Here is a 22,658-nt window from a genome sequence, read left to right as displayed (position 1 = left end):
TGATGGGCCGGGTGGTCTTCATCGGCGCCGGCCCCGGCGCAGCGGATCTCATCACCGTGCGCGGCGCGCAGCGGCTGGCCACGGCGCAGGTCGTGCTCTACGACGCGCTCACCGATCCCGCGCTGCGCGCGCTCGCGCCGCAGGCGCAGTGGCTGGACGTGGGCAAGCGCGGCTACCGCGACAGCACCGGCCAGGCGCGCATCAACGCGCTGCTGGTGGAGCAGGCGCAGCGGCACGCGCTGGTGGCGCGGCTCAAGGGCGGCGACCCGAGCATCTTCGGCCGGCTGGAAGAAGAGCTGCTGGCGCTGCGGGCCGCGGGCATCGAGAGCGAAGTGGTGCCTGGCGTGACCGCGGCGATGGCGGCGGCGGCAGCGACGCAGCGGCCGCTCACGCGCCGCGGGCGCGGGCGCAACGTGAGCCTGAGCACGGCCATGACGCGCGCGGGCACGCTGCGCGCCAGCCGCAGCGCCGACACCGAGGTCTTCTACATGGCCGGCCAGGCGCTGGCGGCGCTGTCGCAGCGGCTGCTGGACGCGGGCTGGCCGGGCGGCGAGGCCGTGAGCGTGGTCTCGGCCGCCGGCACGGCCGAAGAGCGTGCCAGCGTGCACCGCGTGGACACGCTGGCCGAGGCCACCGTGCTGCACGCGGGCCGGCCCACGGTGGTCATCGTGGGCGCAGGCGCGGCGGTGCTGGACGAAGTCGAGACTGCTCGCGACGACGCGCTTGATGTAGCGCAGGTTTCAGTGGAAACCCCCAGGCCTTAAAATCATCGTTTTTCCGAATTTCGCAGCGGCCATTCCGTTTCGGCCGTGCGTTCAACCCCTCCTACTCCAAAAGTCATGACCCACGTCGTCACCGAATCGTGCATCCGCTGCAAGTACACCGACTGCGTCGATGTGTGCCCCGTGGACTGCTTCCGGGAAGGCCCGAACTTCCTGACGATCGACCCGGACGAGTGCATCGATTGCGCGGTCTGCATTCCCGAGTGCCCGGTCAACGCCATCCTGCCCGAGGAGGACGTGCCGGCCGACCAGCAGCAGTTCATTGCGCTGAACGCACAGCTCGCCAAGCAGTGGCCCAGCATCACCAAGCGCAAGGAGCCGCTGCCTGATGCCGAGGAGTGGAAGGACCGCACCGGCAAGCTGCCGGAACTCAAGAAGTAATCCCAGACGACGATGGAACCCCAACTGAACGACGAAGTCGCCAAGACGGCGGCTGGCCACGACGGCCCGATCGAAACCGATGCCGTGATCGTGGGCGCCGGCCCCTGCGGCCTGTTCCAGGTCTTCGAGCTCGGCCTGCTGGAGATTAAGTGCCACATCATCGACTCGCTGGCCTACCCCGGCGGCCAGTGCATCGAGCTGTATCCGGACAAGCCGATCTATGACATCCCGGCCGTGCCGATGTGCACCGGCAAGGAGCTCACCGACAACCTGCTCAAGCAGATCGAGCCCTTCGGCGCGACCTTCCACCTGGGCCAGGAAGTCACCACGGTGCAGAAGCAGGACGACGGCCGCTTCTACGTCGAGACCAGCAAGGGCACGCGCTTCCTGACCAAGACGATCTTCATCGCCGGCGGCGTGGGCTCGTTCCAGCCGCGCACGCTCAAGGTCGAAGGGCTGGACGCCTTCAACGACAAGCAGGTTTTCTACCGCGTCAAGAACCCCGCGCAGTTCGCCGGCAAGAACCTGGTGATCGTGGGCGGTGGCGACTCCGCGCTGGACTGGGCGCTGAACTTCGCGCAGGACGGCCCGAACAAGGCCGAGAGCGTCATCCTGATCCACCGCCGCGACGGCTTCCGCGCCGCGCCGGCCTCGGTGGCCAAGATGAAGGAGCTGTGCGACGCCTACGAGATGCAGTTCATCGTCGGCCAGATCACGGGCATCGACACCAGCGCCGACGGCCAGACGCTCACGGGCGTGAAGGTCACCGGCGGCGACGGCGTCACGCGCGTGGTGCCGATGGACATGCTGCTGGTGTTCTTCGGCCTGTCGCCCAAGCTCGGCCCCATCGCCGACTGGGGCCTGGCCCTGGAGCGCAAGCAGATCGTCGTGGACACCGAGAAGTTCCAGACGAGCGTGCCGGGCATCTTCGCCGTGGGTGACGTCAACACCTACCCGGGCAAGAAGAAGCTGATCCTGTCGGGCTTCCACGAGGCCGCGCTGGCCGCCTTCGGCGCCGTGCCCTACATCTTCCCGGAGAAGCGCGTGCACCTGCAGTACACGACCACCAGCCCCAAGCTGCACAAGGTGCTGGGCGTGGAAACGCCGGTGTTCGACTGAGCTTCCCCGCCAGCCCACTCCCAGAGAGGCCCGCACTGCGGGCCTTTTTCATGGGGCGCTGGCAAGCCATGGCCGCGTCGCGGGTGCGGCCGTCCGTGGCCCGCGAGCCACAGCGGCGCCGGGGGCAACCGCGATAATCCGGGCTTCTTCGCTGGGGGTGCTGGGCCGTTCGACGGCCCGGCTGAGAGAGTCCCCTTGAACCTGATTGAGGTAATCCTCGCGCAGGGAAGCTTCCGGATGCCGCAGTCCTTGCGGCGGCCGTGCGGCCCTGTCGCGGCACTGCTGTACACCGATGGCCCATCGCACCCACCCGCGCGCCCTGTTCGCGCTATCTCCCCTGGCCGCCGCGGCCGCCCTGACGTTCTCGCTGCCCGCGCTGGCGCAGGACGCCGCCGCGCCGGCTACCACGACCACCATCACCGTCACCGGCCGCACCCCGGCGCCGGCAGTCAGCGGCTTCGGCAACCAGCCGCTGTCCTCCACGCCGATCAGCGCGCGCGTGGTGGGCGAGGCGCAGCTGCAGGACACGGGCGCGCGCGACCTGCGCGACCTCACGCGGCTGGACGCCTCCTTCTCCGACGCCTACAACCCCGAGGGCTACTACGGCAACCTGAGCGCGCGCGGGTACGTGCTGGACAACCGCTTCAACTACCGGCGCGACGGCTTGCCGATCAACGGCGAGACCGTGATTGGCCTGGAGAACAAGGCCGGCATCGAGCTGCTTAAGGGCACCAGCGGCATCCAGGCCGGCACCAGCGCGCCCGGCGGGCTGGTGAACTACACGGTCAAGCGTCCTGACCGCACAGTGCGCAGCGCCTTCCTCGGTTGGCGCGAGAACGGCACCGTGACGGCCGCGGCAGACCTGTCGCAGCGCTTCGGCGAGGACGAGCGCTACGGTTTGCGCCTGAACGTCGCCGCCGAGCGGCTGCGCCCGCAGACCTACAGCCTCCACGGCGAGCGCCAGCTGCTGGCCCTGGCCGGCGACGTGAAGCTCACGCGCGACACGCTGCTGGAGGTGGAGGTCGAGCACGGCCGCCAGTCGCAGCCCAGCGTGCCGGGCCTGAGCATGCTCGGCCCGGTGGTGCCTGACGCGCACGCCTTCGACCCGCGCCTGAACCTCAACAACCAGCCCTGGTCGCAGCCGGTGGTGTTCAACAACAACACCGCCTCGGTGCGGCTGACGCAGAAGCTTGGCAGTGGCTGGAAGGCCACGGCCCATGCGATGACGCAGCGGCTCAAGACCGACGACCGGCTGGCCTATGCCTCGCACTGCAGTCTCGTTGACGCTCAAGGCGACGAAATAGACCCACCCATCGAGTTCGATCGTTATTGCGCTAACGGCAACTTCAACTACTACGACTTCCGAAGTGAGAACGAGCGCCGGCGCAGCGATGCGCTGGACTTCTCGTTGTCCGGAGGTTTGGCCACCGGTGGCATCGAGCATCAAGTCACAGCCGGCGTGCTGTTCACGCGCTTTGAAAGCCGCTTCCAAAACCAAACCTACAACTTCGCTGGCAACGGCAATGTTTACGGCTTGCTGCCACCTACCCAGGCCAAACCAGCCGCCCTCTACGGGAACACCAACCGCGACGAGCGCTCCACCGAGTTCTATGTGCGCGATGCCGTCAAGATCACAGAGCGGTTGAGCGGATGGCTGGGCCTGCGCCACACGCGGTTGTCGCGCGGCACTACAAGCACCGATGGCTTTATTCTACCCACCGACTACAACCAGTCCTTCACCACACCGTGGGCGGCGGTGAGCTATGCCTTTGCGCCGCAGCACCTTGTCTACGTGAGCTGGGGTCAGGGCATCGAGTCCTTCGTAACGCCCAACCTGCCCGACTACACCCGTCATGGCGCGGCGCTGCCGGCAGTGAAGAGCCGCCAGACCGAAATCGGCGTCAAGGGCCGTGGTCCGCTGGATGTGCAATGGACCCTGGCAGCCTTCGACATCGACCGCCCAGTGGTGACCGACACCGGCACCGACTACTTCGTGGACGGCAGCCAGCGCCACCGCGGCCTGGAGGCCGTGCTGGAACGCCGTGCCGGTGCCTGGCAATTCGCTGCCAGCGCCATGGCGCTGCGTGCCCGCTATGAAGATGGCGCCGATTCCAGCCGCAACGGCCAGCGCCCGCCCAACGTCCCGTCGCACACCCTGCGCCTGATGGCCGGCCACGACGTGGGCGCCCTACCCGGCCTGAACCTGCAGGGCTGGCTGGTCTACGAGGGTGACCGCACGTTGCTGCCCACGGCCGACAGCCCGCGCATCGGCGGCTGGGCGCGCGTGGACCTGGCGGCGCGCTACACCCAGCGACTGGACGGCAACACGCAGCTGACCTGGCGCGCCGGCGTGGACAACGCTTTCGACCGCCGCGCCTGGCGCGAGTCGCCTTACCAGTACGGCCACATCTACCTGTACCCCATGGCGCCGCGCACGCTGCGTGCCTCGGTGCAGGTGGATTTCTAAGGCTGGCCGACCCGCGCGGCCCGGGCGCGCCTTCAGCGCCCCGCGCCGCGCACCACCAGGCCCACGCCCAGGGCGGTGAGCGCCATGCCCGCCAGCACCACGGGGCCCAGCGGCTCGCCGAAGAGCAGCCAGGCCATCACCGCGGTGCAGGGCGGCACCAGGTACATCAGGCTGGTCACGCGCGTGGCGGCGCCGCGCTGGATCAGCAGGTACAGCAGCGAGCTCGCGCCCAGCGTCAGCGCCAGCACCGACCACGCCAGCGCGCCGATCAGCTCCGGGTGCCACTGCATGCCCTCGCTCTCCAGCGCCGCCAGCGGCAGCGACACCGCCAGCGCCGCGGACAGCTGCACGAAGCTGGCAGTGCGCACGTCGCAGGGCAACACGAAGCGCTTCTGGTAGAGCGTGCCGACGGTGATGCACAGCAGCGCGCCGACGGACAGCGCCAGGTTCAGCCCCGTCACCTCACCGGTGCCGAGCTTGCGCCACACCACCAGCAGCAGCCCCAGGAAGCCCAGCAGCAACCCAAGCCACTGGCGGGCGCTGGCGCGCGCCTCCTGGCCGCTGGAGCTGACCCACAGCGCGGTGAGCACCGGCTGCAGGCCCACGATCAGCGCCACCGTGCCGGCCGGGCAGCCCGCCTTCACGGCGGCCCACACGCCGCCCAAGTAGCCCGCGTGCATCAGCACGCCCGTGACCGCCAGGTGCAGCGCCTGCGCGCCGTTGCGCGGAAAGGCCGGGCGGGTGAAGGCGATCCACAGCCCGAAGGCCAGCACCGACAGCGCGTAGCGCCAGCTCAGGAAGGTCAATGGCGGCGCGTGCGGCATGCCGTAGCGCGCCACCACGAAGCCGGTGCTCCAGATCACCACGAACACCGCCGGCATGGCGCGCAGCAGCGGGGTGCCGGACGCCGCCGGCGTCGAGGCGCTCAACGCGCGCGGGCGCGGATCTCGGGCAGCGCCTTCTGCAGGTAATAGACCATCGACCAGATGGTCAGCACCGCGGCGGCCCAGATCAGCACCGTGCCCCAGAGGTGCGTGTCGATCACCTGCAGCAGCCGCCCGTCGTACAGGAGGAAGGGGATGGCGACCATCTGCACCGTGGTCTTGAGCTTGCCGACCATGTGCACCGCCACGCTGCGCGAGGCGCCGATCTGCGCCATCCACTCGCGCAGCGCCGAGATGGCGATCTCGCGGCCGATGATCACCAGTGCCACCAGCGCGTCGGCGCGGTCGAGCTGGACCAGGATCAGCAGCGAGGCGCAGACCAGGAACTTGTCCGCCACCGGATCCAGGAAGGCACCGAAGGAGGAAGTCTGGTTGAGCCTGCGCGCCAGCCAGCCGTCGGCCCAGTCGGTGAGCGCGAAGACGATGAAGAGGACCGTGGCCACCAGGTTCTGCGTCGTGGGCCGAAGCGGCAGCTCGTACACCGCCACGATCAGCGGTATGGCCACGATGCGGGCCCAGGTCAGCAGGGTGGGCAGGTTGAAGAACATCCCGGCATTGTGCCTGCTGCGCAGCGCCCGGCCGGCCGGGTGGCCGGGCCGGCAGGCGCAAGAAAATTACTGGTCCAGAATGCGCGGCTTGAAGCGGCGGTCGTCGTTGAAGAGGAAGACCTCGCTGAACTTCCACGGCCGCGGCAAGTGCGACACGTCGCCGAAGGGCGCCGCGCGCTTGACCGCGTCGATGGCCAGCTGCACCGTGTCCTTGGCCTGCCGGGGCACGCGCTGCACGTTGATGTTGCGCACGCTGCCGTCGCGGTTGAGCTCGATCTCCAGCACCGGGATGGCCAGCAGCGGATCGGGCACGTCGCCGGTGTAGGACAGGTCGGGGTTGGCCGCCACCAGGCGCAGCGCGGCCTGAATCTTGTAGGAGGTCCAGTCTCCCGGCCGGGCCGGCTTGGGGAGCGCCGCCATGGCGGCCGGGGACGGCGGCGGTTCGAGGGCCGCGGGCGACGTGGCCGGGATGTCCGCCGGCTTCTGCGGCGCAGGCGGCGTGGTGCAGGCCCCCAGGCCCAATGCGGTTGCGACAAGGGCCCACCAACGCAGTGGGCGCGGGGCTTCAGTGGAGCGCACGGTAGATCTCCTCCGCCAGATCCTTGGATATGCCTTCGACGCTGGCGAGCTCGTCGATGCTGGCTTGGGCCACGCCGCGCACACCGCCGAAGCGCTGCAGCAGACGGGCCCGCTTCTTGGGGCCGACGCCCGGGATGTCTTCCAGCCGGCTGCCGCTGGTGCGCACGCTCGCGCGCCGCGCCCGCATGCCGGTGATGGCAAAGCGGTGCGCCTCGTCGCGGATCTGCGCCACCAGCATCAGCGCGGCGGAATCCGCGCCCAGATAGACCTTGGGCCGCCCGTCGGCAAAGACGAGCTCCTCCAGCCCGACCTTACGCCCCTCGCCTTTCTCGACGCCGACGATGAGCGACAGGTCCAGGCCCAGTTCCTCGAAGACTTCACGCGCCATGCTGACTTGCCCGCGGCCGCCGTCCACCAGTACCACGTCGGGCATGCGCGCGGTGCCGGCGGCCACGCCCTCGGCCAGCTTGCCGTAGCGGCGCGTGAGCACCTGGCGCATGGCGGCATAGTCGTCGCCGGGCGTGATGCCGGTGATGTTGAAGCGGCGGTACTGGGAACTTTGCATCTGGTGGCTCTCGAACACCACGCAACTGGCCTGCGTGGCCTCGCCGGCGGTGTGGCTGATGTCGAAGCACTCGATGCGCAAAGTGTCCAGGTCCTGCACCTCCAGGCTCAATGCCTCGGCCAGGGCAAAAGTTCGCGCACGCTGCGAGCCTTCCTGCGCCAGCAGCCGCGCCAGCGCCAGCTCCGCACCCTGCTGCGCCATCTCCAGCCAGATGCGGCGCTGCTCGCGCGGCTGATGCTGCGCCGCCACCTTGGAGCCGGCGTGCTGCGACAGCGCCTCGATCAGCGCGGCGTCCACCGGGTGGCTCAGCACCAGCGAGGGCGGCACGGCACTGTCCAGGTAGTGCTGGGCGATGAAGGCCTCCAGCACGCGCACTTCCGGCGGCACGGGTGCGGCGCTCATGCCCTCCTCGCCCTCGTCCTCGGCGGTGCCGATCACGGCGCCCTCTTCCACGTGCGCCGGGAAGTGGGCTCGGTCGCCCAGGTGCCGGCCGCCGCGCACCATGGCCAGGTTCACGCAGGCACGGCCGCCTTGCACCTTCACGGCCAGGACGTCCACGTCCTTGCCGGCCGAGGAGGCGCTGTTCTCCTCCACCGACTGCTGCTGCAGTACGCGCGACAGCGCCTGGATCTGGTTGCGCAGCTCGGCCGCCTTCTCGTACTCGAAGCTTTCCGCGTGCTCCATCATCCGGCGCTGCAGCTGGTCCAGCAGCTCCTGCTGCTCGCCGCGCAGGAAGCGCTCGGCGTTGAGCACGTCGCGCGCGTAGTCGTCGTCGCTGATCAGCCCCACGCACGGCGCCGTGCAGCGGCGGATCTGATACAGCAGGCAGGGCCGGCTGCGGTTGGCGAAGACGGTGTCCTCGCAGGTGCGCAGCCGGAACACCTTCTGCAGCAGCTGGATCGACTCCTTCACCGCCCAGGCGCTCGGGTAGGGCCCGAAGTAGCGGTGCTTCTTGTCCACCGCGCCGCGGTAGTAGGCCATGCGCGGGAAGCGGTGCGAGACGAGCTGCAGGTACGGGTAGCTCTTGTCGTCGCGGAAGAGGATGTTGAAGCGCGGGTTCAGCGCCTTGATGAGGTTGTTCTCCAGCAGCAGCGCCTCGGCCTCGGTGCGCACCACGGTGGTTTCCATCCGCGCGATGCGGTTGACCATCACGCCGATGCGCGTGCCGCCGTGGTCCTTCTGGAAATAGCTGGAGACGCGCCGCTTGAGGTTCTTGGCCTTGCCGACGTAGAGCACGGCGCCCTGGGCGTCGAAGTAGCGGTAGACGCCCGGCAGCGCGGGCAGCTGCGCCACCTCGGCCAGCAGCGCGGCGCGGCCGGAGGCGGCCGCGGCCTCGGCGTTGTCGGTGCTGCCTTCGGGCACGGCGCCGGGCGCCACGGCGGGTTCTTCGGAAGGGAGGGAGGAGCTCATGAGGGGCGTGATTCTGGGCCTTCCGATAATCGCGCCATGTTGTGGGACCTGTTCTGCCGTGTGATCGACAACCACGGTGACCTTGGTGTGGCCTGGAGACTGGCCACGGATCTGGCCGAGCGCGGCGAGCGCGCGCGGCTGTGGGTGGACGACGCCTCGGCGCTGGCGTGGATGGCGCCCGAGGGCGCCGCGGGCGTGGAAGTGCTGCCCTGGCGCGGCGAAGGCGAGTTCCCGCCGCCGGGCGAGGTGGTGGTGGAGCTCTTCGGCTGCGACCCGCCGCAGGGCTTCGTCGCGGGCATGGCGGCAGCGGCGAGGCCGCCGGTGTGGATCAACCTGGAGTACCTCAGCGCCGAGGACTATGTCGAGCGCTCGCACGGCCTGCCCTCGCCGCAGTTCAGCGGCGCCGGCGCCGGGCTGACCAAGCACTTCTTCTATCCCGGCTTCACCGCCGCCACCGGCGGGCTGCTGCGCGAGCGCGACCTGGCCCGGCGCCGCGCCACCTTCGACCGCGCCGCCTGGCTGCAAGCGCAAGGCACGGGCTGGCAGCCGCACGAGCGCGTGGTGAGCCTGTTCTGCTACCGCCGGCACGCGGCGCTGTGGCACTGGCTCGCGGACCGGCCCACGCTGCTGCTGGCCACGCCCGGAGCGGCGCAGGCCGACATTGGCGAGCTGCCGCCCGACGTGCGGCTGCACCGCCTGCCCTGGCTCACGCAGCGCGACTACGACCACCTGCTGTGGGCCAGCGACCTGAACTTCGTGCGCGGCGAGGATTCCTTCGTGCGCGCGCAGTGGGCCGGCATCCCCTTCGTGTGGCAGATCTACGAGCAGTACGACGGCGTGCACGCGGGCAAGCTCGACGCCTTCATGGACCGCTTCCTGCACGGCAGCGACGCGCATTTCAGCGCGCAGGTGCGCGCGCTGTGGCTGTCCTGGAACGGCTTCGGCGATGCGCCGCCGGCGCTGCCCGAGGCCGCGCCATGGCGCGCCGCCTGCGGGCGCTGGCGCCAAAGCCTTGAAATCCAGAACGATTTGACGGCCCAGCTCCAGGGCTTCGTGGCTGCCAAGCGGTAGAATCACGGGCTTTGCGCAACGGCCGCGTCGTGAGATGCAGCGTTCAATGCGCAGTACCAGGCAGCACCGAGCGCTCGATTCGTGCCGCCGCTCTCTTACGGAATCTCGCCATGAAACTCGCTCAGGAAATCCGCGCCGGCAACGTGATCATGCAGGGCAAGGACCCGATGGTCGTGCTCAAGACCGAATACAGCCGCGGTGGCCGCGGTGCTGCCACGGTCCGCATCAAGATGAAGAACCTGCTCAACGGCGGCGGGGCTGAAGTCGTCTTCAAGGCCGACGACAAGATGGACCAGATCGTCCTGGACAAGAAGGAGTGCACGTACACGTACTTCGCCGATCCGATGTACGTGTTCATGGACACCGAGTACAACCAGTTCGAGGTCGAGGCCGAGAACATGGGCGACGCCATTTCCTACCTGGAAGACAACATGGTCGTGGAAGTGGTGTTCTACGACGGCAAGGCCATCTCCGTGGAACTGCCCACCACCGTGGTGCGCGAGATCGAGACCGAGCCCGCCGTCAAGGGCGACACCTCCGGCAAGGTCATGAAGCCCGCCCGCCTGGTCGGCACCGGCTTCGAGATCCCCGTGCCGCTGTTCGTCGAGAACGGCGACAAGATCGAAATCGACACCCGCACGCACGAGTACCGCAAGCGCGTCTAAGACGCCGCGCGTTCCTCGCGTCAAGCGACTGGCAAGGGGCACTTCGGTGCCCCTTGTCGTTTCCGGACCTAGTTTTCTCCTGCCTCAGCCATGAAGCGCTTTCCCGTCGTGCCGGCCCGCATCGAGTTCGATGCACAGGGCGTGCCGCACGCGCCCGACTTCGGCGACGTCTACCACGCCCGCGCCGGCGCGCTGGCGCAGTCGCGCCACGTGTTCCTGCAGGGCAACGGGCTGCCGCAGCGCTGGCGCGGCCGGCCGCGCTTCACCATCCTGGAAGCCGGCTTCGGCCTGGGCAACAACTTCCTCGCCACCTGGGACGCCTGGCGCGCCGACCCCGAACGCTGCGCGCGGCTGCACTACGTCGCCATCGACCTGCACCCGCCGCGCCTGGACGACCTGAAACGTGCCCACGCCGCCTCGCCGCTGCCGGACCTGGCGGCCGAGCTGACAGCCCACTGGCCGCCGCTGAGCCCGGAGCTGCACACGCTGCCCCTGGACGGCGGGCGCGTGCTGCTGCAGCTGGCCTGGGGCGACGCCAGCCAGTGGCTGCCGCAGCTGATGCTGGAAGCGGACGCCTTCTACCTCGACGGCTTCGCGCCCTCGCGCAACGAGGCGCTGTGGAGCGCCCACGTGTTCAAGCCGCTGGGCCGGCTCGCCGCGCCGGGCGCCACCGCCGCGACCTGGAGCGTGGCGCGCCCCGTGCGCGACGGCCTGCGCTCGGCCGGCTTCGAGGCCGAGCGCGCGCCGGGCTTCGCCTACAAGCCCGAGATGACGCGCGCCCGCTACGCACCGGTGTTCGTGCCGCGCCGCACGGCCGGGCATCCCCTGTCGGCCCAGGTCGCGCCGGACGCGCCGCGCACCGCGCTGGTCATCGGTGCGGGCTTGGCCGGCGCAGCCTGCGCGCAGGCCCTGGCCACCGCCGGCTGGCAGTGCACGGTGCTGGAGCGCCACTTGGAGCCGGCCAGCGAAACCTCCGGCAACCGCGGCGGCCTGTTCCACGGCGTGGTCAACGGCCAGGACGGGCCGCACGCCCGCTTCAACCGCGCCGCCGCGCTGCTGGCGCAGCGCAGCTACGCGCCGCTGATCGCCGCCGGCCGCATCCCCGGCCAGCTGGAAGGCCTGCTGCGCCTGGCCGGCGCCGATGCGGACCTGCAGGCCATGCAGGCGCTCGCCTCGGCGCAAGGCCTGCCGCTCAATTACGTGCAGGCCCTCACCGCCACTGAAGCTGCGGAGTGCTGCGGCCTGCCGCTGCGGGAGCCGGCCTGGTTCTACCCCGGCGGCGGCTGGCTGCAGCCGGGCGCGCTGGTGCGCCACTGGCTGGACCGCCCCGGCATCACGCTGCGCACCGGCGTGCTGGCGCACGCACTGCAGCAACTGGATGAGGGCTGGTCCGTCCTGGATGCCCGTGGTCAGGAGATCGCGCAGGCCAGCGCCGTGGTGTTGGCTAATGCGGGACAAACTTGTACGTTGCTGGAACCGCTGCTGGGCAACACGCCGCACTGGCCACTGGGCCAGCAGCGCGGCCAGGTGACCATCGTGCCGGGCGAAACGCCGGGGCTTCAGCGCCCGCGCATTCCCGTCGCGGGCGGCGGCTACGCCCTCACGCTGAAGGATGGGAACCTCGTATGTGGCGCAACGGCCAGCTTGCAAGATCCGGATCCCGCGCTGCGCGACGCCGACCAGCAGTTCAACCTGCAGCGGCTGCGCCGGCTGGGCATCGAGGTGGATGCGGAAGCCGTGCCGCTGTCCGGCCGCGTGGGCTGGCGCACGCTGGCCGACGACCGGCTGCCCGTGGTGGGCGCGGTGCCCGTGCCGGGCGCGTCCGCGCAGCGCGTGCGCGACCTTCCCCGGCTGCCGGGCCTGTACGTGTGCACCGCGCTGGCCTCGCGCGGCATCGGCTGGGCGCCGCTGCTGGGCGAGCTGATCGCGGCCTGGGCCAGCGGCGGGCCCTTCCCACTGGAGGCGGAGCTGGTGGAGTCGGTGGACCCGGCGCGCTTCAGCGTGCGCAAGGCACGCAAGGCGCAGGCCGGGGCTGAAAGCGAAGACGGCGCCTGAAGGCGCCGTCACTTGAAGCGTCGGGCAGCGCCGGGGCCACCCGAGGCCGCACCGGTCAGAACGTCAGCGTCTTCACGCCTTCGGCCGTGCCCAGCAGGCACACCTGCGCCTTGTGGCGGGCGAAGATGCCCACCGTCACCACGCCGGGCCACTGGTTGATCTCGGTTTCCATCGCCAGCGGGTCGGTGATGCGCAGGCCGCGCACGTCGAGGATGGGGTTGCCGTTGTCGGTCAGCACGCCGGGACGCAGCGTGGCCTCGCCGCCCAGGGCCTTGAAGCGGCGCGCGATCTGCGCCGCGGACATGGCGACCACCTCCACCGGTAGCGGGAAGGTGCCCAGCACGGGCACCAGCTTGGACTCGTCGGCGATGCAGACGAAACGATCGGCCAGGTCGGCGACGATCTTCTCGCGCGTCAGCGCCGCGCCGCCACCCTTGATCATGAAGCCGCCGTGGTCGATCTCGTCGGCGCCGTCCACGTACACCGGGATGCGCTCCACCGTGGCCGCGTCCAGCACCGGGATGCCGTGCGCCTTGAGCCGCTCGGTGCTGCGCTCGGAGCTCGACACCGCGCCGGCGATCTGGTCCTTGATGCGGGCCAGCGCGTCGATGAAGCAATTCACCGTGGAGCCCGTGCCCACGCCCACCACGCTGCCGGGCACCACGTGCGCGACAGCGGCCTGGCCCACGAGGGCCTTGAGTTCGTCCTGGTTCATGGGCGCGGATTATCGATGACCCCGTTTGAGACAATCCGGGGATGTCCTTGGTCCCCTACGCCCTCACCCGCTCCTTCCTCTTCGGTATCGATCCGGAGCAGGCCCACGAACTCACGCTCAACTCCATCGCGCGGCTGCAGAACACGCCTGCGCAATGCCTGTGGTCGCAGCCGCGCGTGAGCGCGCCGGTGACGGTGGCGGGGCTGCGCTTCCCCAACCGGGTCGGCCTGGCCGCGGGGCTGGACAAGAACGGCCGCTGCATCGACGGCCTGGGCGCCATGGGCTTCGGGTTCATCGAGGTCGGCACCGTCACGCCCAAGGGCCAGCCGGGCAACCCGAAGCCGCGCATGTTCCGCATCCCGCAGAAGGATGCGCTGATCAACCGCCTGGGCTTCAACAACGAGGGCCTGGCCTCGTTCCTGGCCAACGTGCAGCGCGCGAAGTCCTTCCGCGCCGGCGGCGGGCTGGTGGGACTGAACATCGGCAAGAACGCCGCCACGCCGATCGAGAACGCGGTCGACGACTACCTGATCTGCCTGGACGGCGTGTATCCGCACGCCGACTACGTGACGGTCAACATCTCCAGCCCCAACACCAAGAACCTGCGCGCGCTGCAGAGCGACGAGGCGCTGGACGCGCTGCTGTCGCAGCTGCAGGAGCGCCGCCAGGCGCTGCAGCGCCAGCACGGCCGCACCGTGCCCATGTTCGTGAAGATCGCGCCCGACCTGGACGAGGCGCAGGTGAAGGTGATCGCCGCCACGCTGCGCGCCAACGGCATCGACGGCGTCATCGCCACCAACACCACGCTGGCGCGCGACGCGGTGCAGGGCCTGCAGCATGCCGAGGAAACCGGCGGCCTCTCGGGCCGCCCGGTGTTCGAGGCCAGCAACCGCGTCATCGCGCAGCTGCGCGCGGCCCTGGGCAGCGGCTATCCCGTTATCGGCGTGGGCGGCGTGCTCAGCGGCGCCGACGCCAAGGCCAAGCTGCAGGCCGGCGCGGACCTGGTGCAGATCTACACCGGCCTGATCTACCGCGGCCCGGCGCTGGTGCGCGAGGCGGCGCAGGCGACGGCGGGCTGAATACCAGCGTCATTGCAAATGCCCCGTTCGGGCTGAGCCTGTCGAAGCCCCGTTGCCCAACTGACCGACAGGCCCTTCGACAAGCTCAGGGCGAACGGAAAACTACTCCCCGACCGCCACCCCCTCGCGCCGCGGATCGGCCGCGCCGATCCAGCCGCGCGGCGTGCGCAGCAGCGCCTGGATGCCGCTGTCCAGCGCCGCCTCGTTCACCTCGTGCCCGCGCTCGCGCAGCGCCTGCAGCGTGTCCGGCGGGAAGCGTCCCCGCTCCAGCAGCGTGGGGCCGTTCATGCTGGCGAAGTTGGGCAGGTCCACGGCCGGCTGCGGCGCCAGGCCCGCCCCCAGCGTGAAGAACAGCGTCTTGGCCGTGTAGTGGATGATCCCGGCCCCGCCGGGCGCCCCCAGCGTCATCAGCAGCGTGCCGTCGCGTGCGTCGAAGACCAGCGTGGGGCTCATGCTGGAGCGCGGGCGCTTGCCCGGCTGCACGCGGTTGGCCACGGGATGGCCCTGGGCGTCGCTGGGAGCGAACGAAAAGTCGGTGAGCTGGTTGTTGAGCATGAAGCCGCCGGGCAGCCCGGTACCGCCGTCCGACATCAGCCGCGAGCCCCAGACGGCCTCGATGGTGGTGGTCATGGACACCGCCCGGCCCTGCGCGTCCACGATGCTGACGTGGCTGGTGCCGAACTCCGGCTGCTCGGCCATCGGCGCTTGCGCCTGGGGCAGCGGCCCGGGGTTGCCGGGCCGCGCAGTCCTCATGCTCTGCGGCCCGACCAGCGCGGCGCGCCGGGCCAGGTAGCCCGGATCGAGCAGCGAGCGCCAGTCGTTGCCCGGCGCGGGCACGTAGTCCGGATCGCCCACGTAGGCGGCGCGGTCCGCGAAGGCCAGCCGCGCCGCCTCGGTGTAGGCGTGCAGCCAGTCCGGCGCCGGCAGCCCCTGCCGCAGCGGCTCGCCGGCCCGGGGCAGCCGCTCCAGCACGCCCAGGATCTGCATCACCGCCAGATGCCCCGAGGACGGCGGCGGGAAGCCGCAGACCTTGAATCTCACCTTCCACAGGGTGCAGATCGGCTCGCGCTCCTTGGGCACGTAGCCGTCCAGGTCGGCCAGCGTCAGGTGGCCGGGATTGCCGGGATGGCCGTGCACGCGCGCCACCATGTCCGCTGCCACCGGCCCTTCGTAGAACGCGGCGGCGCCGTCGCGCGCGATGGCACGCAGCACCTGCGCCAGCGCCGGGTTGCGCAGCCGATGCCCTACCGGCCAGGGCTCGCCGTCGGGGCCGAACCAGTAGGCGGCGGCCTGCGGGCGGCTGGCCAGCGTCGCCTTCTCCTGCACCAGCTGGCGGTGCAGGTACGGCGAGACGCTGAAACCCTCCTCGGCCAGCCGGATGGCCGGCTCGAACAGGTGTGCCCAGGGCAGCCGGCCATGCTGCCGGTGCGCCGCCTCCAGCATCGCCACCGCGCCCGGCACGCCCACCGAACGGCCGCCCACCACCGCCTGCGCGAAGGGCATGGGCGTGCCGTCCGGACGCAGGAACAGGTTTTCCGTCACGGCGCCGGGCGCCATCTCGCGGCCGTCGAAAGCCTGCACCTTCGTGCCGTCCCAGCTCAGCAGGAAGGCGCCGCCGCCGATGCCGCTGGCCTGCGGCTCCACCAGCGTCAGCACCATCTGCACCGCCACGGCGGCGTCCACCGCGGAGCCGCCCTCGCGCAGCATCTGCAGCCCGGCCTGCGCCGCCAGCGGGTGCGCGGCGGCCACGGCCATGCGGCTGAACACCGGACCGGCCGGTGCCGCGGGACCGGACACACGGCCCAGGAGTCCGGACGGGAGCGCCGAGCAGCCCGCCAGGGCCACGGCCACCAGGCCCGACAGCAGCACCTGGCGCCGTGCTTTCCGGCGGCCGGGGGCGGGCTTCGACGCGAAGGCTGTAGATACGCAGGCCGTGGCGGCCATCCCCTTGACACAGGGCCCTGACATGTTTTTCTCCTTGTTCGCGCATACCGCTTGCCTGACGCGGGCATGCAAGAGCCGCCCGCAGCAAGGACCCTGCCATGAGCGCCATGCCCTGGTGCCGGCGGCTGCTCCAGCGTCTGTCGTGGGTCCTGCTGTGCCTGTGGTTCACCGGCTGCGGCGGGCTGCCGGTGATCGTGCCGGACATGGCGGTGCAGCGGCGGCCGGTGCAGATCGAGGGCGCGCGCGGGCCGCTGTCGGCGGCGCAGAGCAAGGCGATCCTCGAGCGACTGCAGGCGCGCGGCGCGCCCACCAATGTCCTGGACCGCCACCTCGCGCTGGAGGAAGCCCTGGTGGGCTCGCCGCTGGTGGCGGGCAACCGCGCGCAGCTGCTGCAGGACGGCCCGGCCACCTACGAGGCCATGTTCAGCGCCATCCGCGCGGCGCGCGACCACGTCAACGTGGAGTTCTACATCCTGGAGGACGACGAGGTCGGCCAGCGCTTCCGCGAACTGCTGCTGGAACGCCAGCGCGCGGGCGCGCAGGTCAACCTCCTCTACGACAGCGTGGGCAGCCTGGGCACGCCCAAGAGCTTCTTCGACCCGCTGCGCGAGGCCGGCGCCCAGGTGCTGGAGTTCAACCCGGTCAACCCGCTCAACGTGCGCCGCGGCTGGAACGTCAACCAGCGCGACCACAGGAAGCTCGTGGTGGTGGACGGGCGCGTCGCCTTCCTGGGCGGCATCAACATCAGCAGCGTCTACTCGGGCGGCTCGCTCTCGCGCTCCGGCTCGCGCGGGCGCTCGGTGAGCGAGCAGCAGCAGCGCCAGCGCGCCCGCGACGCCCTGCCCTGGCGCGACACGCAGGTGCAGATCGAGGGCCCGGTGGTGGCCGAGTACCAGCGGCTGTTCATGCAGACCTGGAGCGCGCAGCGCGGCCCCGAGCTGCCTGCGCGCGACTACTTCCCGGCGCTGCAGCCGCAGGGCAGCGAGGTGGTGCGCGCCATCGGCAGCGCCCCCGACGAGCCCTACAGCTTCATCTACGCCACGCTGATCTCGGCGCTGCGCAGCGCGGAGACCGAGATCTTCATCACCACCGCCTACTTCGTGCCCGATCCGCAGCTGCTGCAGACGCTGCAGGACGCCGCCCGGCGCGGGGTGAAGGTGAAGATGCTGCTGCCCAGCCGCAGCGACAGCAGCTTCGTGCTGGCCGCCGGGCGCGCCTACTACCAGGCGCTGCTCGACGCGGGCGTGGAGCTCTACGAGCGCCGCGACGCGCTGCTGCACGCCAAGACGGCGGTGATCGACGGCGTGTGGTCCACCGTCGGCTCCACCAACCTGGACTGGCGCAGCTTCCTGCACAACCAGGAGCTCAACGCCGTGGTGCTGGGGCCGGTGTTCGGCGCGCGCATGCGCGAGGTGTTCAACGCCGACCTGGCGGCCTCGCAGCGCATCGACCCGGCCGAGTGGGCGCGGCGGCCCTTGAAGCAGCGCTTGGCGGAGCAGGCGGCGCGGTTGTGGTCGTGGTGGCTGTGAACGGCGGCGGCGCCATGGAAAAAGCCGCCCGAGGGCGGCTTTCTCATCGGTGCAGCAGCGGCTTCAGAGCAGCGTCACGCCGGTGCGTTCCTGCACGTACTCGCGCGTGACCTCGGGCGCCAGCTCGACCAGCTTCAGGCCCTCGGGGGTGACGTCCATCACCGCCAGGTCCGTGATGATGCGGTTGACCACGCCCACGCCAGTCAGCGGCAGCGTGCACTTGGGCAGGATCTTCAGGTCCGTGGTGCCGTCCTTCTTGCGGGCCACGTGCTCCATGACCACGATCACGCGCGGCACGCCGGCCACCAGGTCCATGGCGCCGCCCATGCCCTTGACCATCTTGCCGGGGATCATCCAGTTGGCCAGGTCGCCCTTCTCGCTGACCTGCATCGCGCCCAGGATGCTCAGGTTGATCTTGCCGCCGCGGATCATCGCGAAGCTCTCGTGCGAGCCGAAGATGCTGGAGCCGGCGATGGTGGTGACGGTCTGCTTGCCGGCGTTGATGAGGTCGGCGTCCACCTCGTCCTCAGTCGGGAACGGGCCGATGCCCAGCATGCCGTTCTCGCTCTGCAGCCACACTTCCTTGTCGGGCGGCACGAAGTTGGCCACCAGCGTCGGGATGCCGATGCCGAGGTTCACGTAGAAGCCGTCCTGCAGCTCGGTCGCGGCCTTGGCGGCCATCTGGTCTTGGGTCCAGGGCATGTTGCTTCTCCTTCAGGCGGCCGGACGGGTGGTGCGCTTCTCGATGCGCTTCTCGGGATGCGGATTGAGCACCAGGCGATGCACGTAGATGCCCGGCAGGTGCACGGCATCCGGGTCGATCTCGCCGACCTCGACGATCTGCTCCACTTCCACCACGGTGATCTTGCCGGCCATGGCCACCGCCGGGTTGAAGTTGCGCGCGGTGCGGCGGAACACCAAGTTGCCGCTCCGGTCGGCCTTCCAGGCCTTGACCAGCGACACCTCGGGATTGAGCGCGCGCTCCATGATGTAGGTATGGCCGTCGAACTCGCGCGTCTCCTTGCCTTCCGCCACCAGCGTGCCCACGCCGGTGCGGGTGAAGAAGGCCGGAATGCCGGCACCGCCGGCGCGCAGTTTCTCGGCCAGCGTGCCCTGCGGCGTGAATTCCAGTTCCAGCTCCCCGGCGAGGTACTGGCGCTCGAACTCCTTGTTCTCGCCCACGTAGCTGGAAATCATCTTTTTGATCTGGCGGGTTTCCAGCAGCTGGCCCAGGCCAAATCCGTCCACGCCGGCATTGTTGGAAATGACGGTGAGATTCTTCACGCCGGTATCGCGCAGCGCGGCGATCAGCGCTTCGGGAATGCCGCACAGGCCAAAGCCACCGACGGCCAGGAGCTGATCGTCTCTGACGATGCCCTTCAGCGCTTCTGCGGCGCTCGGGTAGAGCTTGTTCATCCGGGGTCTCCTACTTGGAACGGATCGCAATGTACTACTTAACGCATTAAGTAGTTGTTAAGTAGAATTGCCTAAAGCCGATCACGGAGTCATAACAAATGCAATTGCCGATGCCGAATGCGCCTGAATTGGCGCCCCTGGACTACCGTACCGCTTTCGACCTGGCGCCCATCGGGCTGGTGATTTCCCGCAATCGGCAGATGCTGGATTGCAATCGCCACATGCTGGCCATGTTCGGGGCGGAACGGGAAGACCTGGTGGGCCGCTCTTTCGAATTGCTGTACCCGAGCGTGGAGGAATTCGAGCGCACCGGCCAGCGCATCGTGGCCAGCCTGGACCAGCAGGGCTGGTACGCCGACGAGCGCGTGATGAAGCGCGTGGGCGGGCCGCAGCGCGGCGAGCTGTTCTGGTGCCACGTCTCGGGCCGGGCGCTGGACCCGGCGCAGCCGCACGCCGCGGGCATCTGGAGCTTCGAGGACATGTCCCCGCGCCGGCGCCTGGGCTGCGAACTCACGGCACGCGAGCGCGAGATCGCCGCGCTGCTCATCGAGGGTCTCACCAGCAAGCTCATCGGCCGCAAGCTCAACATCAGCCCGCGCACGGTGGACGTGTACCGCGCGCGGCTGATGCGCAAGTACGGCGCCTCGACCACGCCGGAGCTGGTGCACAAGCTGCTGAGCGCCTGAGCCCCCTTCCCAGCCTCTGTCCCGTTCGCGCCGGGCCCCTGGACAGGCCCGGCCCGAACGGACCTCACGCCATCAGCGCCTTGACCCAGTCCGGCAGCGGCACGGAGCGCTTGGTGGCCGAGTCGGCCCACACCACCTTGGCCCCGCCGCTGGCGGCGATCTCGCCAGGACGGTCTGCGCGCTCCAGCGTGGTGTAGGTCTCGAAGCTGGTGCGCCCCGGGCTGGCCACGTACAGCTTGGCCAGCAGCTCGCCGGGGTACTCCAGCTGCTGCAGGAAGTTGCAGAAGGCGTTGACGATCACCGGGCCGCTGCCGCCAGGGTCGGGCGGCACGCCGTGCGACTGCAGCCACTCCACCCGGATGATCTCCAGGTAGCGGAAGTAGACGGTGTTGTTGACATGGCCCATGGCGTCCATGTCGCCCCAGCGGATCGGGATCCGCATCTCGAAGACGGGCTGCTTGAGCTCGGGCAGGTCGAAGCGCATCGGCGGAAAACGGGTCAGGACTCGGACTTGAGCGGGGCTTCCATGCCCAGCTCCTGGGCCAGGCGCAGCACCAGCGCGCGCAATTCGGCCACTTCGGCGCGCAGCGCGGCGATCTCGTCGGCACGCGCCAGCTTCGGCGCCGCCAGCTCTTCGGCGCTGGCCACGGGCAGCAAGGGCGCGCCGGTGAGCAGCTGCGCCCAGCGCGCCTCGCGGGCCCCCGGCGCACGTGCCAGGCGCACCACGCGCGGCGGCTCCTTCTCGGCCAGCTCCTCCAGGAAGCCTTCCACCGAGGAGGTGTCGGCGAAGCGGTGCAGCCGCTCGCAGTTGGCGCGCAGCTCGGCGGCGGTCTGCGGGCCGCGCAGCAGCAGCGTGGTCAGCAGCGCTGCGGCCGCGCCGGGCACGCCCAGGCCGCGCGCGGCGTTGTGGTCGTAGCGCGTCACGCGCATGCCGCTGACCTCGTTGACCAGCGACAGCTCGCGCAACCCCTCCAGCGCCTCCAGCACGTCGGCCTCGGACAGGCTCATCACCGGGTCGCGCGCGGTCTTCTGGTTGCAGCCCGCCACCAGGGCGTTGAGCGAGAGCGGATAGGTGTCGGGCACGGTCGCCTGCTTCTCCACCAGCACCGCCAGCACACGCCCCTCGGCGGGCGTCAGTTCACGCATCGCCATTACCACACACCAAAGCCGTCGTCCGCCGAGATCACGGCGCCATTGATGAAGTGGCTCTCGTTGGCGCAGAGCATCATGAGCACGGAGTCCAGGTCCTGCGGACGGCCGATGCGCTTGCGCGGCGTCATCTTGACCAAGTCCTGCGCGCTGGCGCGGGTCCACTCGTGGTGGTTCTGCTCGGTGTCGACGTAGCCCGGGCAGATGGCGTTGACGTTGATGCCGTAGCCGCCCCACTCCAGCGCCATGGCGCGCGTCATGTAGAGCAGCGCCGCCTTGCTCATGCCGAAGGCGCCGGCCTCGGCCTGGACGCGCTGCGCGGCCATGGCGGCGATGTTGACGATGCGCCCGCCGGTGAAGGTGCCGGGCATGGCGCCCTGCGAGCGGCCGATCATGCGCTTGGCCACTTCCTGCGCCACGAAGAAGGCCCCGCGCAGGTTGCACTTCATGACGTAGTCATAGTCCTCGGGCGTGACCTCCAGCAGCTTCTGCTGGGCGTTGACGCCGGCGTTGTTGACGAGGATGTCGATGGCGCCCATCTCCGTCTCGGCATGCGCCACGGCGGCGCGGATGCTGTCGGGATCGGTCACGTCCAGGCCGACCACGTGGGCATCGCCGCCCTCGGACTCGATCTCGGCGCGCAGGGTCTTGAGCTTTTCCACGCGGCGCGCGGAGAGCACCACGCCCGCGCCGGCACGCGCCAACACGCGCGCGAACTGGGCGCCCAGACCACCTGAAGCGCCTGTAACAAGGGCCACGCGGCCCGAAAGGTCAATCTCGTAACTCATGAGGCGGCAGCCTTCTCGTTTGCTGGCAAGGGGGCCGGCCAAGATAGCACGCCGACGAGGGCCTTCCGGAGCAGCCCCGGCACCGGGCGCGCTGCGGCTTTTGCGTAGCCGCCAACCCGGGGTGGGCGAACTAAGATCGAAGGATTTGCCACCAGACAACACCTAAATCGATGACGCCGCAGCAACTGCTCGAACAGTACGGCCCACGCGAGTCCATGGACTATGACGTGGTGATCGTCGGCGCCGGCCCCGCGGGGCTGGCCACCGCCATCCGGCTCAAGCAGCTCGCCGCCGCGGCGGACCGCGAGGTGTCGGTGGTGGTGCTGGAAAAGGGCTCCGAGCCCGGGGCGCACATCCTCTCCGGCGCGATCATGGACCCCATCGCGCTCACCGAGCTGTTCCCCGACTGGAAGGACAAAGGCGCGCCGCTGAAGCAGCCGGTGACCGAGGACGAGTTCCTGTTCCTCTCCGAGACCGGCTTCAAGACCACCCCGCACGGCCTGCTGCCCGACTGCTTCAAGAACCACGGCAACTACATCGTCAGCCTGGGCGAGGTGACGCGCTGGCTGGCTGAACAGGCTGAAGGCCTGGGCGTGGAGATCTTCCCCGGCTTCGCCGCGGCGGAAGTGTTGTACACCGAGGACGGCGCCGTGCGCGGCATCGCCACGGGGAACATGGGCATCAGCAAGGACGGCGAGCCCACCGAGAACTTCCAGCTCGGCATGGAACTGCTGGGCAAGTACACGGTGTTCGCGGAAGGGTCCCG

The 22,658-nt window shown here is 70.0% G+C and carries 22 protein-coding genes and 1 riboswitch; of the genes, 11 read left to right on the top strand and 11 right to left on the bottom strand.

Going from position 1 to position 22,658, the window contains the following annotated elements; genetic code table 11:
* The first annotated feature begins 2 nt into the window (after positions 1-2).
* From cobA to H537_RS0111160, 4 genes are all read left to right on the top strand, one after another.
* Positions 3-764 (top strand): uroporphyrinogen-III C-methyltransferase, encoded by a 762-nt coding sequence (gene cobA / locus H537_RS0111175; RefSeq protein WP_028997997.1) that lies wholly within the window; start codon positions 3-5, stop codon positions 762-764.
* A 75-nt stretch (positions 765-839) separates the two neighbouring features.
* Positions 840-1,163 carry a ferredoxin FdxA gene (gene fdxA, locus H537_RS0111170; RefSeq protein ID WP_028997996.1) on the top strand — a complete coding sequence of 108 codons (324 nt, stop codon included), beginning with the start codon at positions 840-842 and terminating at the stop codon, positions 1,161-1,163.
* 12 nt (positions 1,164-1,175) lie between these two features.
* Positions 1,176-2,282 carry an NAD(P)/FAD-dependent oxidoreductase gene (locus tag H537_RS0111165; protein ID WP_028997995.1) on the top strand — a complete coding sequence of 369 codons (1,107 nt, stop codon included), beginning with the start codon at positions 1,176-1,178 and terminating at the stop codon, positions 2,280-2,282.
* A 143-nt stretch (positions 2,283-2,425) separates the two neighbouring features.
* Positions 2,426-2,527: riboswitch (TPP riboswitch) on the top strand.
* Between the two features lie 47 nt (positions 2,528-2,574).
* Positions 2,575-4,749: a TonB-dependent siderophore receptor gene (locus H537_RS0111160; protein WP_028997994.1), complete on the top strand. Its 2,175-nt coding sequence runs from the start codon at positions 2,575-2,577 to the stop codon at positions 4,747-4,749.
* Positions 4,750-4,781: 32 nt separating this feature from the next.
* Here the strand turns inward: H537_RS0111160 and H537_RS0111155 are convergent, their stop codons facing one another.
* The 4 genes from H537_RS0111155 to uvrC all read right to left on the bottom strand — a co-directional run bounded on the left by H537_RS0111155 (position 4,782) and on the right by uvrC (position 8,795).
* Positions 4,782-5,630, bottom strand: a complete 849-nt coding sequence (locus tag H537_RS0111155; protein ID WP_051242375.1) for a DMT family transporter — start codon at positions 5,628-5,630, stop codon at positions 4,782-4,784.
* 44 nt (positions 5,631-5,674) lie between these two features.
* A complete protein-coding gene (gene pgsA, locus H537_RS0111150; RefSeq protein WP_028997992.1) occupies positions 5,675-6,241 on the bottom strand; it encodes a CDP-diacylglycerol--glycerol-3-phosphate 3-phosphatidyltransferase in 567 nt (188 codons plus the stop codon).
* A gap of 66 nt (positions 6,242-6,307) precedes the next feature.
* Positions 6,308-6,820, bottom strand: a complete 513-nt coding sequence (locus H537_RS0111145; protein ID WP_043458562.1) for a hypothetical protein — start codon at positions 6,818-6,820, stop codon at positions 6,308-6,310.
* Positions 6,807-8,795: an excinuclease ABC subunit UvrC gene (gene uvrC / locus H537_RS0111140; protein WP_084150591.1), complete on the bottom strand. Its 1,989-nt coding sequence runs from the start codon at positions 8,793-8,795 to the stop codon at positions 6,807-6,809. The genes H537_RS0111145 and uvrC overlap by 14 nt, the downstream gene beginning before the upstream one ends.
* Before the next feature lie 36 nt (positions 8,796-8,831).
* Here uvrC and earP point away from each other — a divergent pair, with 36 nt between their 5' ends.
* From earP to mnmC, 3 genes are all read left to right on the top strand, one after another.
* Positions 8,832-9,866: an elongation factor P maturation arginine rhamnosyltransferase EarP gene (gene earP / locus H537_RS0111135; RefSeq protein WP_028997989.1), complete on the top strand. Its 1,035-nt coding sequence runs from the start codon at positions 8,832-8,834 to the stop codon at positions 9,864-9,866.
* Positions 9,867-9,976: 110 nt separating this feature from the next.
* Positions 9,977-10,531, top strand: a complete 555-nt coding sequence (efp, locus tag H537_RS0111130) for an elongation factor P (protein ID WP_028997988.1) — start codon at positions 9,977-9,979, stop codon at positions 10,529-10,531.
* Between the two features lie 90 nt (positions 10,532-10,621).
* Positions 10,622-12,586 carry a bifunctional tRNA (5-methylaminomethyl-2-thiouridine)(34)-methyltransferase MnmC2/FAD-dependent 5-carboxymethylaminomethyl-2-thiouridine(34) oxidoreductase MnmC1 gene (mnmC, locus tag H537_RS0111125; protein WP_028997987.1) on the top strand — a complete coding sequence of 655 codons (1,965 nt, stop codon included), beginning with the start codon at positions 10,622-10,624 and terminating at the stop codon, positions 12,584-12,586.
* A gap of 55 nt (positions 12,587-12,641) precedes the next feature.
* On the opposite strand, the gene rpiA is transcribed toward mnmC, so the two are convergent.
* Positions 12,642-13,301, bottom strand: coding sequence for a ribose-5-phosphate isomerase RpiA (rpiA, locus tag H537_RS0111120; RefSeq protein ID WP_028997986.1), 660 nt, complete (start codon positions 13,299-13,301; stop codon positions 12,642-12,644).
* Between the two features lie 41 nt (positions 13,302-13,342).
* Between rpiA and H537_RS0111115 the strand changes: the two genes are divergently transcribed.
* A complete protein-coding gene (locus H537_RS0111115; RefSeq protein WP_028997985.1) occupies positions 13,343-14,380 on the top strand; it encodes a quinone-dependent dihydroorotate dehydrogenase in 1,038 nt (345 codons plus the stop codon).
* A gap of 102 nt (positions 14,381-14,482) precedes the next feature.
* Here the strand turns inward: H537_RS0111115 and H537_RS0111110 are convergent, their stop codons facing one another.
* Positions 14,483-16,348 carry a gamma-glutamyltransferase family protein gene (locus tag H537_RS0111110; protein WP_169516988.1) on the bottom strand — a complete coding sequence of 622 codons (1,866 nt, stop codon included), beginning with the start codon at positions 16,346-16,348 and terminating at the stop codon, positions 14,483-14,485.
* 74 nt (positions 16,349-16,422) lie between these two features.
* Between H537_RS0111110 and H537_RS0111105 the strand changes: the two genes are divergently transcribed.
* A complete protein-coding gene (locus tag H537_RS0111105) occupies positions 16,423-17,853 on the top strand; it encodes a phospholipase D-like domain-containing protein (RefSeq protein WP_051242370.1) in 1,431 nt (476 codons plus the stop codon).
* Between the two features lie 63 nt (positions 17,854-17,916).
* Here H537_RS0111105 and H537_RS0111100 read toward each other — a convergent pair whose 3' ends face one another.
* Both H537_RS0111100 and H537_RS0111095 read right to left on the bottom strand, forming a co-directional pair.
* Complete coding sequence (locus H537_RS0111100; protein ID WP_028997982.1) at positions 17,917-18,555, bottom strand: 3-oxoacid CoA-transferase subunit B; 639 nt, start codon at positions 18,553-18,555, stop codon at positions 17,917-17,919.
* A gap of 12 nt (positions 18,556-18,567) precedes the next feature.
* Positions 18,568-19,269 (bottom strand): CoA transferase subunit A, encoded by a 702-nt coding sequence (locus H537_RS0111095; protein ID WP_028997981.1) that lies wholly within the window; start codon positions 19,267-19,269, stop codon positions 18,568-18,570.
* Between the two features lie 98 nt (positions 19,270-19,367).
* Here H537_RS0111095 and H537_RS0111090 point away from each other — a divergent pair, with 98 nt between their 5' ends.
* Positions 19,368-19,955: a LuxR C-terminal-related transcriptional regulator gene (locus H537_RS0111090; RefSeq protein ID WP_238446660.1), complete on the top strand. Its 588-nt coding sequence runs from the start codon at positions 19,368-19,370 to the stop codon at positions 19,953-19,955.
* Between the two features lie 64 nt (positions 19,956-20,019).
* Here the strand turns inward: H537_RS0111090 and H537_RS0111085 are convergent, their stop codons facing one another.
* The 3 genes from H537_RS0111085 to H537_RS0111075 are packed head-to-tail and all read right to left on the bottom strand — an operon-like array spanning position 20,020 to position 21,892.
* The gene (locus H537_RS0111085) at positions 20,020-20,439 is read right to left on the bottom strand and encodes an acyl-CoA thioesterase (protein WP_028997979.1); all 420 of its coding nucleotides are present in this window, start codon (positions 20,437-20,439) and stop codon (positions 20,020-20,022) included.
* 14 nt (positions 20,440-20,453) lie between these two features.
* Positions 20,454-21,101, bottom strand: coding sequence for a YceH family protein (locus H537_RS0111080; RefSeq protein WP_043458559.1), 648 nt, complete (start codon positions 21,099-21,101; stop codon positions 20,454-20,456).
* A gap of 5 nt (positions 21,102-21,106) precedes the next feature.
* Positions 21,107-21,892 carry an SDR family oxidoreductase gene (locus H537_RS0111075; protein ID WP_028997977.1) on the bottom strand — a complete coding sequence of 262 codons (786 nt, stop codon included), beginning with the start codon at positions 21,890-21,892 and terminating at the stop codon, positions 21,107-21,109.
* Positions 21,893-22,062: 170 nt separating this feature from the next.
* On the opposite strand from H537_RS0111075, the gene H537_RS42325 reads away from it, so the two are divergent.
* Positions 22,063-22,658 (top strand): NAD(P)/FAD-dependent oxidoreductase (locus tag H537_RS42325; RefSeq protein WP_043458569.1); only part of this gene is annotated, 596 nt, incomplete at its 3' end.

It is taken from the genome of Azohydromonas australica DSM 1124, from assembly GCF_000430725.1.
In the GTDB taxonomy this organism is placed as follows: domain Bacteria; phylum Pseudomonadota; class Gammaproteobacteria; order Burkholderiales; family Burkholderiaceae_C; genus Azohydromonas; species Azohydromonas australica.
This window is presented reverse-complemented; position numbering and strand designations above follow the sequence as displayed.

Coding starts and splice junctions, on each gene's coding strand:
- fdxA (WP_028997996.1), top strand. CDS start 840: ATGACCCACGTCGTCACCGAATCGTGCATCCGCTGCAAGTACACCGAC.
- H537_RS0111105 (WP_051242370.1), top strand. CDS start 16,423: ATGAGCGCCATGCCCTGGTGCCGGCGGCTGCTCCAGCGTCTGTCGTGG.
- H537_RS0111165 (WP_028997995.1), top strand. CDS start 1,176: ATGGAACCCCAACTGAACGACGAAGTCGCCAAGACGGCGGCTGGCCAC.
- H537_RS0111160 (WP_028997994.1), top strand. CDS start 2,575: ATGGCCCATCGCACCCACCCGCGCGCCCTGTTCGCGCTATCTCCCCTG.
- H537_RS0111155 (WP_051242375.1), bottom strand. CDS start 5,630: ATGCCGGCGGTGTTCGTGGTGATCTGGAGCACCGGCTTCGTGGTGGCG.
- mnmC (WP_028997987.1), top strand. CDS start 10,622: ATGAAGCGCTTTCCCGTCGTGCCGGCCCGCATCGAGTTCGATGCACAG.
- H537_RS0111090 (WP_238446660.1), top strand. CDS start 19,368: ATGCAATTGCCGATGCCGAATGCGCCTGAATTGGCGCCCCTGGACTAC.
- H537_RS0111110 (WP_169516988.1), bottom strand. CDS start 16,348: ATGTCAGGGCCCTGTGTCAAGGGGATGGCCGCCACGGCCTGCGTATCT.
- H537_RS0111095 (WP_028997981.1), bottom strand. CDS start 19,269: ATGAACAAGCTCTACCCGAGCGCCGCAGAAGCGCTGAAGGGCATCGTC.
- rpiA (WP_028997986.1), bottom strand. CDS start 13,301: ATGAACCAGGACGAACTCAAGGCCCTCGTGGGCCAGGCCGCTGTCGCG.
- H537_RS0111115 (WP_028997985.1), top strand. CDS start 13,343: ATGTCCTTGGTCCCCTACGCCCTCACCCGCTCCTTCCTCTTCGGTATC.
- efp (WP_028997988.1), top strand. CDS start 9,977: ATGAAACTCGCTCAGGAAATCCGCGCCGGCAACGTGATCATGCAGGGC.
- H537_RS0111075 (WP_028997977.1), bottom strand. CDS start 21,892: ATGAGTTACGAGATTGACCTTTCGGGCCGCGTGGCCCTTGTTACAGGC.
- earP (WP_028997989.1), top strand. CDS start 8,832: ATGTTGTGGGACCTGTTCTGCCGTGTGATCGACAACCACGGTGACCTT.
- pgsA (WP_028997992.1), bottom strand. CDS start 6,241: ATGTTCTTCAACCTGCCCACCCTGCTGACCTGGGCCCGCATCGTGGCC.
- H537_RS0111080 (WP_043458559.1), bottom strand. CDS start 21,101: ATGCGTGAACTGACGCCCGCCGAGGGGCGTGTGCTGGCGGTGCTGGTG.
- H537_RS0111085 (WP_028997979.1), bottom strand. CDS start 20,439: ATGCGCTTCGACCTGCCCGAGCTCAAGCAGCCCGTCTTCGAGATGCGG.
- cobA (WP_028997997.1), top strand. CDS start 3: ATGGGCCGGGTGGTCTTCATCGGCGCCGGCCCCGGCGCAGCGGATCTC.
- H537_RS0111100 (WP_028997982.1), bottom strand. CDS start 18,555: ATGCCCTGGACCCAAGACCAGATGGCCGCCAAGGCCGCGACCGAGCTG.
- uvrC (WP_084150591.1), bottom strand. CDS start 8,795: ATGAGCTCCTCCCTCCCTTCCGAAGAACCCGCCGTGGCGCCCGGCGCC.